Source organism: Neptunomonas phycophila (assembly GCF_001922575.1).
Taxonomy (GTDB): Bacteria; Pseudomonadota; Gammaproteobacteria; order Pseudomonadales; family Balneatricaceae; genus Neptunomonas; species Neptunomonas phycophila.
The window spans coordinates 2,121,927-2,134,556 of the sequence record NZ_MRCI01000001.1 but is presented as its reverse complement, the minus strand read 5'-3'; the positions used below and the strand labels follow the sequence as shown (position 1 = coordinate 2,134,556).

General features: G+C 46.3%; 4 protein-coding genes. All 4 read right to left on the bottom strand.

The genetic code is table 11. From position 1 onward, the window contains the following. Positions 1 to 3 precede the first annotated feature (3 nt). From BS617_RS09700 to BS617_RS18155, 4 genes are read right to left on the bottom strand one after another with little or no spacing between them, the layout of a single operon-like run. Entirely contained in the window at positions 4 to 1,434 is a 1,431-nt protein-coding gene (locus tag BS617_RS09700) for an efflux RND transporter periplasmic adaptor subunit (protein ID WP_075172613.1), read from the bottom strand. A gap of 9 nt (positions 1,435 to 1,443) precedes the next feature. Further along, complete coding sequence (locus BS617_RS09695) at positions 1,444 to 2,250, bottom strand: efflux RND transporter periplasmic adaptor subunit (protein ID WP_075172612.1); 807 nt, start codon at positions 2,248 to 2,250, stop codon at positions 1,444 to 1,446. Continuing rightward, complete coding sequence (locus BS617_RS09690; RefSeq protein WP_075172611.1) at positions 2,247 to 3,791, bottom strand: TolC family protein; 1,545 nt, start codon at positions 3,789 to 3,791, stop codon at positions 2,247 to 2,249. The genes BS617_RS09695 and BS617_RS09690 overlap by 4 nt, the downstream gene beginning before the upstream one ends. Next, positions 3,791 to 12,505 carry an Ig-like domain-containing protein gene (locus BS617_RS18155; RefSeq protein WP_139303155.1) on the bottom strand — a complete coding sequence of 2,905 codons (8,715 nt, stop codon included), beginning with the start codon at positions 12,503 to 12,505 and terminating at the stop codon, positions 3,791 to 3,793. Before BS617_RS18155 ends, BS617_RS09690 begins: the two co-directional genes overlap by 1 nt. Between the last annotated feature and the right edge of the window lie 125 nt (positions 12,506 to 12,630).

Below are 12,630 nucleotides of genomic sequence, written 5' to 3'. Positions count from 1 at the left end.
TTTTTACACCCCAAGATATTGCCTGACAACGGCGATAGGGCGGCGTAACAGCTGATAAGCTAAGGTCACTTGCTTGCCGTAAAGGCGCGCGGTGCCTCGCGCTCCAATACGTGGAATGTCAGTTACAACATCGAGTCCATTTTGTTCGCCTGATAGTGATGATGGTTCTGCAATGATGCGGTAACTGGTGATGTTGCTTTCTGTCGCTGCTGGGGTGTGGCTAATAGATTTAAGGCTTGCCTCGTAACCTCCCAATGGAGCGCTGTCTAAATAAATGCTGATATCAGCCCCTGTTTCTAGTTCGATCAAGTCTCCAGTGGGTAAGTCGATGCCGAATTGCACACGTAACGGGTTAGCAACTTGTAGGATCTGTTCTCCTACCTGTACTGCACGACCTTCCCAGTCCTTGCGGTCAGTATAAGTAACAAGCCCAGCCACCGGGCTAGTTACTTGCGTTTGAGACAGTAGCTCTTGAGTGTATCGGTATCTCACCTCAGCTAAATTAAGTTCGGCGCGTGCGATAGGTAATTCATAGGCAACATCTGCATCGGAAAAAATTGAAGAGTTCACACGTGATAGCCGAGCTTGGGCTACAGCAAGCTCTTGCTCTGCCAACGTTGACTCGTTTCTGAGCTTTAAATCTTCAAAGGTGACAAGCGGGGTGTTTGCATTTATGTTGGTGTTAGGCGCAACCGCGATAGACTTAATGACTCCATCAATTGGCGCTGTAAGCACATAAGGATCTTGTGGAATCACTTGCATCGGGGCCATTACACTGAGGCGAACAGGAAATAACCCAGCTGCAACAATAAGAATGATTAAACTAATAGAGATTAGCCGTGTGTTTCTGCCTCCGATGGTCGCTGTTTTATTTCCTGTTAGTGCAAACCATGCGTGCTCGTAAGTTTCAATAATACGGACTAATAAAGTGGTTTCTTGGTCAGAAAATGCTTGGTCGCGAGCTAATAATATTCCTGCGTCAGCCAATCCGGTTTGATTAAATAACGGAACCCAGCACACAGCTTGGTGAGGGTAATCATTTATTAAGTCTGGGCTGCTGTTGTTTTTCGTATCCGTTAAGTTTTTATCGGTGTTCAGGGGAAAGCTTCGGTACGTATCTACTAGATACTTGCTGGCATCTAATGCTTGAACAGCCTGCTCCAGCGTTTGGTTAAACGGAGCGTCCCTCTCTAAAGTAGCTATATCTGAGATAAGCGTTAGCTGTAACTTCTGAGCACTTTGCTTGCGCTGGAACAAAAATGCTTGCTCGTAAGGGACTAACTCTCTTACCTGATTAACGAAATGCAGTTTTAAAGCATCAGTTGATTCTAGTTGTCGAATGTCACGCTCAAACTTCAGTAGGCGGATAGCGGAAACAGAGACTTGATCAGCGTTAGGTATAAGTGGCTGCTTTGATTGAAGGTTCCTTGCCATGGTGTTTACCTATTCAAAATGAGCAGTACCGCTCATACCAGGGAGAATAAGCTGATCTGTTTCGGGTGGCAAAAGTTGCCCAATAACTTTTACGGTTTTGCTAACGGGATTGACAGAAGGGGAGATGCGCGCAATTTTTCCGGTAAAGGATTGTCGTGTTTCATCTACGGAAAAGGAGAAGTTTGTATTAACCGTTAACCAATTAAGCCAATGTGAAGGGATCACCATATCGACTTCTAAATTTTGAGTATCAATAATGGAAATAACAGGCTGGCCTGCCGTTACACTTTCGTATCTCAAAGCTAGTTGTTCTTTGACTTGCCCCGCATAGGGAGCTTTTATGGAACAATGAGATACTTCAGAGGCCAATGCTTGTGCCTGCGCAGTCACTTGATTTAGTTCTGCAATCGAAGCTGTTAGTTCAAATTGACCAATAGACTCAAACTTTTGTAATTCTTTATTTGTATTTACAGTATTCCTTTTAACTTTTATAGCCTCTCTAGCTGCACGGTACTCAGCCTGCTGCTTGTCACAATTAAATTGAACTAAAAGCTCACCTTTTTTGAAGCTCATACCTTCCTGAAAAGGCATGTTTTGAATTTGCGCTGGTATACCAGAAGACAGTGTTGCTTCATTGGTTGAGCGCACAACTCCGCGAACAGGCGACTTTTGAGTGTGTTGTTGAGTAGCGTCCGGCGCTGTATTTGAGTTAGCAAGACTAGGTAGCTTACTTGTATCTAACGGCGTTTCAGCCATAGCTGGAGCGATGCTTAGCAATAAAAAACTATGAGTTAATAAGCTAACAAATTTATTCATTTAGGAATCTCCGGTACAGCTGGGAGAGCGACGGCTTGCTCTTCCCAATGGTTTCGTAACTTCTCAGCTATTTCGGCAACGGGGGCTTCAGGCGATATATTAAAGTCGAAGTTATCGACACCCATAGATGCATATAAATTGGCATAAGCATTTTGTAGATCAGCATAAGCAGTGTCATAGCGGACCTCTGATAAAATGCTATTCATCTCTTCTTTAACTAGGTCTCGCTGGCTGATTGCTTTTGCTTTAAAGCCGTTTTGAGTTAATGTAAGAATTCGTCCTTGCACATCGTTGTACATTCGAATGGTGTTTAACTCTTGTGAGAAGCGTATAAATCGAGCTCGCGCTACGTGAACTTGAGTCATAATCGCCATGGTTAAAGCATCCGCTCGTGCTTGAATGACTTTAGCCTCGGCTTTTAATGCTTTTCGTTGAAGTGGATAGCGGAAAAGATTTGTTAAATCCCAACTAATTCTAGAACTTATGTTGATCCAATCCTCGTTATATAAGAACTCGTTTGAGTTATAGTTAATACCCAGAACAGTTCTAAATCCGGGTAATGAACTAATAAATTGCTCTTGTAAGGCATCAATATTTATACGCTCTCTATAGGCTGATTCCCTTAGTTCTGATCTAAACTGTAATGCAATCATAACCATTTGCTGTGCAGATCCCGGTAATTCGGGTACAACATCCGTTCGGTCAGGTAATACTAATTTAAAATAGGAGTTTGGCTTTAAGTTCATTAAAGCCGCTAGTTGTTTTTTGGCCAGTAGTAATTCGCGCTGCATCCGCTGAACAGTGGACTGTATTTGCAAAAGGTCTCGTTGATAGTTAAGTACTTTGAGAGGCGGCGCTAGGCGCCTTTTTTCAAGAGTTTCTGCTTGTAGGAGAGCCTTTTGAGTTAATGCTTCTAATTTAACGAGTTTTTTATGAGTACGGTCGGCGCTAACCGCGCGCCAATAGGCGGTTCTTACATCTTCTAAAATACGATTAATAACTTTGCGGCGGCGCTCGGCAGCAATAAGTCTTTCATCGCTGTTTTGTTTACTTTGAACATAAGATAAACCAAAGTCGAGGATGTCCCAGCTTGCAATTAAATCACCTGAATAGACGGTTTTTTCACTAGAGGACGAAGGTTCTAGCGATTCTTGACCTGATAGAATGGAGCGGCTGCTCGATCCTGATTCGTTATTGCGGCTATCGACCCCAAAAGAAGCGGTGATAGATGGAATCATGCCCAGTTGAGTTACAGCCGTTTGTTTGCGTCTGAATTCTTCGTCTAGTAATTCGATTTTTTCGTCTAAGTTATACTTAAGCGCGCGCGCCATAGCCTCATAAAGAGATATTGGCCCAGTAATAGGCTCTTCATCTTTAATGATAGTATCGATGCGCTGATAAGAGACAACTGAATTCGCTTCAAAGTCGATTGGTTGAGTTTGTACACTACAGCCGCTCACAATTAATACCATGGCAACTAGCGATAAAACTGTCTCTTTTTTGTATCTTTTATTTCTGAATTTAATAATTTTATTTATCATTAAGTAAGCGCCTTAATAATCGACTTAAATTCTTCCGATGGCTGGTTAGTTGTTTCGTTTACTTGTTCAGAAAATGTCAGGGGTTGAAGAACTAGGTTGTTATAAGGGTTAGCTGCTAGTGATTCAGAAACTTGAGCATTGTTCGCCTGCTCATTTTCTAAATTTATTAGTTCATCTTCGTTTATATTATTTTCATCCACGATACCTAATATGTTTTCAGGATTACTCTCTAAAAAGCTATCGGTTAGTGCTTCTGCTTGTGGACTGGTGGTTGCTTGCTCGCTTAGATAATTAACCGTTTGATTAATAATAGAACTATCGATCGTTAGCTCTGTTAAACCACCAAGCTGTTGCATAAAACTGACAGATTCAACTATCGGGGAGTTAGTTGTTAAATTAGCCAATCCTTCTAACTGTTGAACACCATTAAGCGCGTCTAATAAGACTGGGTCATATTCCACTAACTCTATACCTAGAGGAGTATTGGTATTTTGTGACGTCGGTGTAGCGGCGTCACTTCGTGGTGATTCTTGCTGTTCTACCTGGACGACGGTTTCATCAACTTGGACTGTTATAGTACTGATGGATGTATCGTTTCCATCGGATACACTAACGCTAATTGTGTCTGTTCCCGAAAAGTTCGTATTGGGTTGGTAGGTAATGGATTGGTCGTTATTGATAATGACTGTTCCGTTGTCAGCTGTTGCGGTGGAGATAACTAAGCTGTCGCTATCAACGTCTGTTATCTGATCAAGGACATTAAGTGTGAGGGCTGTATTGCCCGGTGTTGTAGCCAAGTTATTAGTAACATCGGGAGCATCATTGACGGGAGTTACAGAAATGCTTACAACGGCTGTCTGCGCGCCGCCTTGGCTATCGGTAATGACATAGGTAATCGTGTCATTACCTGCAAAGTTAGGGTTGGGTGTATAGGTAATACTGCCATCGTTACCGATACTTACTGTGCCATTTTCAGACGTGGCGCTATTAATAGATAATGTGTCCCCATCTACATCATTAGCGTTTCCTAAAACATCAATAGTGATAGGTGTATCTTCTGTCGCGGTGGCATTTTGTGGCGCAATGTTTGGTGCGTCATTTATCGGTGCGATAACTACCGTAGTTGTTGCGGTAGATGTGCTTCCTGCTTCATCTGCTACGGTGTAGGTTATTGTATCTTGTCCATTAAAATTAGTATCAGGCGTGTAGTTGAGAGTTCCGTCTCCGTTAATGACGACTGTACCGTTATTTGCATGAGCGGTTTCAACGGATAAAGCTCCGCCCTCAATATCCGTATCGTTTGCCAATACATCTATGGTTACCGTTGTATCTTCATCAGTATTTGCTATTTCGTCGGCGGTGCTCGGAGCATCATTTACCGGAGCTACATCGACCGTAATGGTAGACGTTGATGTGCCTCCATTGCCGTCTGTTACTGTGTAGGTGATGGTACTTGTACCATTAAAGTTGTCTTGCGGTACAAATGAGAGCGTACCGTCTCCATTAATAGTGACACTGCCATTGGTGGTGGTTGCTGAATCGATACTGAGTGTGTCACCGTCCGCATCGCTTGCGTTTGCTAACACATCGAGAGTAACAGGCGTGTCCTCGTCAGTAATCGCTGTGCTTTCCTCGATGGTTGGCGCATCGTTCACGGCATTAATCGTCACTTCCATAGTAACCGTCGAGGTACCGCCGTTACCATCGCTCACGGTATAGGTGATGGTATCTGAGCCATTAAAATCGGCGTTTGGTGTATAAGTGATGGTGCCATCAGGGTTGATTGCAACCGCGCCGTTGGCTGCTGTAGCAGAGTCGACTGTGAGCGTATCGCCCTCAACATCGGAGTCGTTGGCTAATACATCCACAGTGACTGGCGTATCTTCATCCGTTGTCGCTGATTCGCCTGCAGTGCTTGGGCTGTCATTCACCGCATTAATGGTCACCGCTACGGTTGCAGTAGCAGTCCCGCCATTACCGTCCGTGACGGTATAAGTAATGGTATCGGAGCCAGTGAAGTTTGCGTCAGGCGTGTAGGTGATGGTGCCGTCAGGGTTAATCGCGACCGTGCCGTTAGGTGCAGTAGCGGAATCAACCGACAAGGTATCGCCGTCAACATCGGAATCGTTAGCTAATACATCCACAGTGACTGGCGTATCTTCATCCGTAGTTGCTGATTCGCCCGTGGTAGTTGGGTTGTCATTCACCGCATTAATGGTCACCGCTACGGTAGCCGTTGAGGTACCGCCGTTACCATCGCTCACGGTATAAGTAATGGTATCGGAGCCAGTGAAGTTCGCATTAGGCGTGTAAGTGATAGTGCCGTCAGGGTTGATCGCAACCGTGCCGTTAGGTGCAGTAGCGGAATCAACCGACAAGGTATCGCCGTCAACATCGGAGTCGTTGGCTAACACATCGATAGTGACTGGGGTGTCTTCATCCGTTGTAGCTGATTCGCCTGCAGTGCTTGGGCTGTCATTCACCGCATTAATCGTCACCGCTACGGTTGCAGTAGCAGTCCCGCCGTTACCGTCCGTGACCGTATAAGTGATGGTATCGGAGCCAGTGAAGTTCGCATCAGGCGTGTAAGTAATGGTGCCATCAGGGTTGATTGCAACCGTGCCATTGGCTGCTGAGGCAGAGTCGACTGTGAGCGTATCGCCCTCAACATCGGAGTCATTGGCTAACACATCCACAGTGACTGGCGTATCTTCATCCGTAGTTGCTGATTCGCCCGCGGTGGTGGGCGCATCGTTTATTGGGTCAACGGTTACGTTGACAATTGCTGAGGATGTCCCTCCATTACCGTCTGATACAGTGTAGGTAATGGTGTCGGAGCCAGTGAAGTTTGCATCAGGTGTGTAAGTAATGGTGCCGTCAGGATTAATCGCGACGGTACCGTTACCAGCTGTTGCGCTATCGACGGTAAGTGTATCACCGTCTGTATCGGTATCGTTGGCCAGTACATCTATATTCGCACTCGTATCTTCGTTGAGAGAGGCTGAGTCGTTGTTAGCTGATGGGGAGTTATTACCGGCTGCATTGACATTCACTGAAACTGTAGCATTTGCAACACCACCGTTACCGTCATTAATAGAGTAACTGATCGTATCAGTCCCGTTAAATCCAAGGTTAGGAATGTAGGTTAGCGTTCCGTCTGGGTTGATGGATACGGTTCCGTTAGCAGCACTAGCGCTACTGACAGAAAGGGAATCGCCATCAGAATCGGTGTCATTGTCCAGTACCGTGATAATAGCCGGTGTGTTTTCGTTGGTAGACGCCGAATCATTAACAGCATTTGGGTTATCGTTGATTGGATTGACCGTGACTGCAACGGTAGCCGTTGAGGTACCGCCGTTACCATCGCTCACGGTATAGGTGATGGTATCTGAGCCATTAAAATCGGCGTTTGGTGTATAAGTGATGGTGCCGTCAGGGTTGATTGCAACCGTGCCATTGGCTGCTGTAGCAGAGTCGACTGTGAGCGTATCGCCCTCAACATCGGAATCGTTAGCTAGTACATCCACAGTGACTGGCGTATCTTCATCCGTAGTTGCTGATTCGCCTGCAGTGGTGGGGTTGTCATTCACCGCATTAATGGTCACCGCTACGGTAGCCGTTGAGGTACCGCCGTTACCATCGCTCACTGTATAAGTAATGGTATCGGAGCCAGTGAAGTTCGCATTAGGCGTGTAAGTGATAGTGCCGTCAGGGTTGATGGCAACCGTGCCATTGGCTGCTGAGGCAGAGTCGACTGTGAGCGTATCGCCGTCAACATCGGAATCGTTAGCTAGTACATCTACAGTGACTGGCGTATCTTCATCCGTAGTTGCTGATTCGCCCACGGTGGTTGGGTTGTCATTCACGGCATTAATGGTCACCGCTACTGTCGCGGTAGAAGTCCCGCCGTTACCATCGCTCACGGTATAAGTGATGGTATCCGAGCCAGTAAAGTTCGCATTGGGCGTGTAAGTGATAGTGCCGTCAGGGTTGATCGCGACGGTGCCGTTGGCTGCAGTAGCCGAATCGACCGACAAGGTATCGCCGTCAACATCGGAATCGTTGGCTAACACATCGACAGTGACTGGGGTGTCTTCATCCGTTGTCGCTGATTCGCCTGCGGTGGTGGGGTTGTCATTCACCGCATTAATCGTCACCGCTACGGTTGCAGTAGCAGTCCCGCCATTACCGTCCGTGACGGTATAAGTAATGGTATCCGAGCCAGTGAAGTTCTCATCAGGCGTGTAAGTGATAGTGCCATCAGGATTAATCGCAACCGTGCCATTGGCTGCTGTAGCAGAGTCGACTGTGAGCGTATCGCCCTCAACATCGGAGTCGTTGGCTAATACATCCACAGTGACTGGCGTATCTTCATCTGTAGTCGCTGATTCGCCCACGGTGGTTGGGTTGTCATTCACGGCATTAATGGTCACCGCTACTGTCGCGGTAGAAGTCCCGCCGTTACCATCGCTCACGGTATAAGTGATGGTATCCGAGCCATTAAAGTTCGCATTGGGCGTGTAGGTGATGGTGCCGTCAGGGTTGATCGCAACCGTGCCGTTGGTGGCGGTGGCACTGTCGACGCTCAAGCTATCGCCATCAGCGTCCGTATCGTTTGCTAGGACATCAACAGTCACAGGAGTATCTTCGTCGGTTGTGGCGCTTTCTCCAGTCGCTATAGGAGTGTCATTAACGGCGTTGACTGTTAAAGAGACGACTGCGTTAGCTGTCCCACCATCGGCGTCGATGACCTGATAGGTGAAGGTATCGTTACCGTTGTAATTAGGATCAGGTATATAAACAAAGCTGCCGTCGCCGTTTAGCGTTAGCGAGCCATGAAGGGGGGCGACTATGGGGGATGTGTTTACGCTTAAAGAGTCACCATCGCTATCTGAATCATTTAACAGCACATTGCCAGTAATGTTGTCGTCTTCGTCGCCACTAAAGCTATCAGCAACGGCCGTTGGAGCAGGGTTGCTGATCGTCAGCGAGAAGCTTTCGCTCACTAATCCACCATTACCATCATTGGCGGTTATGGTGATTCCATACTCACCATTAGCGATTTGAGTCGATGCACTGCTCCCTAGTGTACCGCTTATAATACCGGTAGCCGCGTCTAGTGTTAGGCCGGTTGGAAGGCCGCTGGCGCTGTAGGTGAGAGTATCTCCGTCGGCATCGGCGAAGTTTCCGCTAATATTTAGGCTAAACAATTCACCATCGTTAGCTGTTTGATTACCGACAGCGCTACTTGTTGGATCCGCATTTGCTGGCGGATTAACGTTGATAGTAACGGTCGCTGTTTCGTATGTGCCATTAGATAACACTGTGTAGGTAAAGCTGTCGGTGCCGGTAAAGCTTGTTCCTGGCGTGTAGGTAGCATTACCTTGGGCATCAATGATGACAGTGCCAAAAGAGGGAGTGGTATAGCTATCGACGATACGACCAGCATTTTCGAATGAATCATTATCCAGCACATTAAAGTTAACCGGAATATCCTCGGTGGCTGAAATGGTATCATCAACTATGTCGGCAACGGCTTCTATGCCCAGTGGCACTTGTGCATTGACGAGTAATAGCTGTCCAAGTTGTCCTAGTTCTACTGTTATTTGTACTGGGCCGTTATAGTCAGCTCCAGGCGTATACACTAAGTTGTTGAGTGCTACGTTGATGTCTGCCACATTGCCGGAAAGCCTTACAATGCTGTCGTCTATGCCATCGCCTTCACTTAAGCTAACTCCTGCTGTTTCGTTTAGGGTAAGTGTGCCAACCGGTACGCTTAAACGGATATCAAGTAGTTCTCCATCAATATCGCCAACGCTAATTTGTTGCCCTAGTAAGTCGGCAAAAATGAGGGGTGTATCCTCGGTGAATAGGTCGAGTGTTGGGATGCTAATGGTGGGTAAATCCAGAACATTTTCGACGGTAACCGTAATAGTACCTGTTGCGCTGCCGCCGTCTTCGTCTACGACGGTATAGGTTAATGTATCAATCCCAAAGAAATCGGCGTTTGGCACATAGGTTAATGAGCCATCAGGGTTGATAGAGACCGTGCCATTTAATGCGGAAGCTGCATCGACGGACAGTGCATCTCCGTCAGGGTCTGATGCATTTAACAGGACGTCTAAGTTAAGGTCAGAGTCTTCTAATCCAGTCGCAACGCCAGCTGAAACAATAGGGTCAGGGTTTATGACTTGTATTTGTAAGTTAGCATCCGCAGAAAGCCCCGCAATATCAGTGGCAGTGACTACAACATCGTATCTGCCATCTGGAGTAAGCACGGATGCGTGCGCATCTACAGTGCCTAAAATTATGCCTGTTGTTGGATCAATCGATAAGCCCGATGGAAGCCCCGTAGCGGAATAAGTTAAGACATCAAATAGGTCTGTATCTGAGAAGGAGAGTGAAGTGCTGAGAGATACGAGTTGATTGTCAACTAGGGATAGCGCAACTAAGTCGGTTGATGAAGGCGCGTTGTTGATACCAACGGTCACATCTACCGTGATTACTTCGGTTGTTCCGCCTGATTCTACTGTGTAGGTAAAACTGTCATCCCCGCGATAGCCTGCATCGGGTGTGTAAGTGATCGAGTTACCCACGCCAATGACCGCTGTACCGTGGCTGCCCGCTGATACACTAGTAAGTGAGGGGGTGTTTTCGTAGGTATCATTTGCCAATGGGAAAAAAGAGATGGGCGTTTGAACATCGGTAGTGATGTCATCTGTTACGCCATCAATATCACCAACCATTAAAACGTTGATGCTTGATGTTTGGCTTGCTTCTCCGTCGGATGCTTGAACAGTTACCGTAGCCGCACCGTAATAATCTGCAGTGGGAGTGTAAGTTAGCCCGTCAAGAGCGGCATTAATATCAGTTATTGAACCTGACATGACGATATCCGAATCGCTATCTCCATCTCCTGTGGTAAAGCTGATGCCTGTTGTTTGTCCTAAGGTCATAACGCCTTGGGTTGATTGAAGCGTTACGGTTAAGCTGCTTGCTTCGCCATCCCCTATCGTTATTGCATTACTGGTCGCCGTTGAAAAAACGAGGTTGGTATCTTCATCACTATTTTGAGTGCCAGGCACATCAATTGTGGGAGGCGTGTTTGGGAGCGAGGAGGTGAGTGTAACGGTAGCTGTTTCAGTTGTTCCATTTGACGATACGGTATAAGTAAAGCTGTCAGTGCCTGTGTAACCACTGTCTGGTGTATATAGGGCTTGGCCTTGTGCGTCTACTGTTATGGTGCCATGGAGAGGTGTTGTGTATGAAGTAACGATGGCAGTCGCGTTTTCAAAGGTATCATTATCCATCACGTTAAACGCAACTGGGGTGTCGATAATCGTGGATACATTGTCATCAACAATATCAGCAACGGCTGAAATACTGAGGGGTAATGTTGCGGTAATAGGTAGTGACAGTAATGTGTCAGTAATACCAATGGTAATGGTAACTGGGCCGTTATAGTCGGCATCGGGCGTATAAATTAACCCGTTTAATGCAGCGTTGAGGTCTGCAATGTCGCCTTCCATAGTAATTTCATTGTCGTTAACACCATCACCTTGGCTAAGAGTTAACCCTGCAGTTTGTGCTAAAGATAAATCGCCTATAGGAACAGACAAACTAACGACAGCTACTCCTCCGTCAAGATCGCCTAAGCTAATTTGAGTGCCTAGTACATCGGCAAACACCAGCGCGGTATCTTCTAAAAAGAGAGGGATTGATACTGGTAATACAAGGCTTGGTAAATCGTCGACCGGGTTAACTGTGACGGCAACTATCCCTGGAACAAGGGCTGCTCCATCAGGATCTGAAATAGTGTAAGTGATTACATCTGCACCAAAAAAGTTGGCATTGGGCGTGTAGGTTAGCGTGTTATCAGGGTTGATCTCGACTGTGCCTTGTCCTGCAACAGCGCTAGTTATAGTGATAGGGTCTGGTTCAAGTGGGTTAATGTCGTTAGCCGTGACATCTAAAATGTTTGTAGAATCCTCTTCAACTATGGCGATATCATCTACGGCTACCGGTAAAATTAGCAGGTTATGGTTCCAGTTTTCAGCCGCAAAAGTCGCTGCTTCTATTATCCCTGTTTGTTGTTCTAAATCCCAATCACCTGAAATACCGGTGATATCATCGGAAGCTGCTAAATCTGCGCCTAATGATGTTGCTAGCGCTTGAAGTGTCTCTATTCCGGACTCTGTCGATGCAAAATCACAGCCGTAAAAGAGGATGTCAGCGCCCTCGGTTAGACTTTGATTAATACTGGCTAACTGTTCGGCATATAAATCGGTAACAGAGGCTGCGTCAATAATTGAGTTGCCCAGTTGTAAACTGCCATCTGTAGCGTGAGCTATGATGTGTATAGCTTCTATGTTAGTTAAGCCCTGCAAAGAGTCTGCAATTTGAACCAATCCATCTTGATTCGTAGCTAGCGTAATAATAGTAGCGTCTGCTGGTATTGCTGCTGTTAATACTGATTGGTCTGGTAGCGAGTCATCTATAAAGTAAACGGATCGTTGAGCATCTTCTTGGCTAAGGTCAGTGAGTGCAGCGACGACATTGTTAATATCAGTAGGCGAGGCTTCGGTGGCCTCAGTGTTCACTCCCCCTGATGAGGGTAATGCCTCAAAGGCTGTATCAAGGGCAGCGGCATCAAACATGATACGCTTTTCTAGGGCTAATCGAGTGAAGTGTTTTTTTATTGTGGTTGTACCCATCTTTTCCTGCCTGATGCTTTCGTATTAGATACTTTGAGACACTAATGCATACTTACGATGCTCTAATTAGTAGTACTAAAAGCCTAGTGCAAGAGTTGAGTTTTTTCCTCTGCACAACAAAAATT

Excerpts from the sequence above, each read along its gene's own strand:
- BS617_RS09690 (WP_075172611.1), bottom strand. The coding sequence starts at position 3,791 with ATGATAAATAAAATTATTAAATTCAGAAATAAAAGATACAAAAAAGAG.
- BS617_RS09700 (WP_075172613.1), bottom strand. The coding sequence starts at position 1,434 with ATGGCAAGGAACCTTCAATCAAAGCAGCCACTTATACCTAACGCTGAT.
- BS617_RS09695 (WP_075172612.1), bottom strand. The coding sequence starts at position 2,250 with ATGAATAAATTTGTTAGCTTATTAACTCATAGTTTTTTATTGCTAAGC.
- BS617_RS18155 (WP_139303155.1), bottom strand. The coding sequence starts at position 12,505 with ATGGGTACAACCACAATAAAAAAACACTTCACTCGATTAGCCCTAGAA.